This window comes from Bacillus sp. 7884-1, from assembly GCF_002272245.1.
Classification (GTDB): domain Bacteria; phylum Bacillota; class Bacilli; order Bacillales; family Cytobacillaceae; genus Neobacillus.
The window spans coordinates 1-1,079 of sequence record NZ_NPDD01000269.1; the positions used below are offsets into that span (position 1 = coordinate 1).

Consider the following 1,079-nt stretch of genomic DNA (forward strand, 5'->3'; position numbering starts at 1 on the left):
ATGAAGAAGATACATCCCATATTTGTTTAAAGTAGCACATTAATCCCTCCGAGTAAATTTTTCCTTAAAGGGCAAAATAGTTTTTGGGGCATGGCAATATCTTTACTTGGTTCTATCATAATCTGACAAACGGCTGTACAGGCAAAAATGATTCATCCTCTAGGTATCATAGTTGTCGGTACTGCGATTATACTAAGTATGGTTTTGGGTACCAAAGGACTCAATGGAGCCATTGTCACATTAAGAACAGCTGCTATTTTTATTGGATATTGGTTTGGTTTGAATGGGATAACCATCTTGGCAACAGCATTATTCATATATATGGTTAATTTAAAATCACTAGGTGTTCCTTATCTATCCCCATATATTCCACTCAGAATTAAGGAGCTTAAGGATTCATTATATAGGGGAGACACAAAGGCATTAATTAAAAGTCAACATAGATACCCAGATGATTGATACATCTAATATGTTTAGCTACCAGTTATAATTTTGGTAAAAAAGAATTGGAAATCTACAAAACAAGTTTTTATGGAGGGGTATAAATTTGTCTATATTATTTGGAATAATTATTGTAATTGCTATTGCTTTATGGTTTATAAGTAAACCTAAAGGTTTATAACAAATACAAGTACCTTTTTTGTTGGAAGTAAAAAGAGTATTCATATTCTTTTCTAGCCCACGTTAAGAAAATACCTCTTCAACTCCCATGAAAATAAAAACTGAAAAAAGGCAATAGACCCAGAAAAACAAGTTTTTAAAAAAAGGCTGAGCCTCTTGAAGGATCTTATATAAGATTGGGTGGTAAATCGAGTTGTGGTACCTTTCTACTAAAAGTGAAATCAGGTAAAGCTGGCGCAACAACCAGAAAAAGGATTAATCTCCCATGAGTCCTACCCCTAAAGGGTGCGACAGTCGGTGGTACACCATGGTAGTTGGAGTCAGACTAACGGATGGTCTCAAAGGCACCATAGTTCAAAGACCTTCTTCGCCAGCATTAAAACAGTATAGACTGCCAGATCCATTTTCATTCTCTGTGGTGCAGCGCCGATTTTGCGCTGCATGGATGGCTAACGGGT

Annotated in this window: 1 pseudogene; it reads left to right on the top strand. The window is 36.1% G+C overall.

The features are described from left to right. Positions 1–138 precede the first annotated feature (138 nt). Positions 139–459: pseudogene (locus CHI06_RS27385) on the top strand (spore germination protein); the annotation flags it as partial. Positions 460–1,079: the final 620 nt, after the last annotated feature.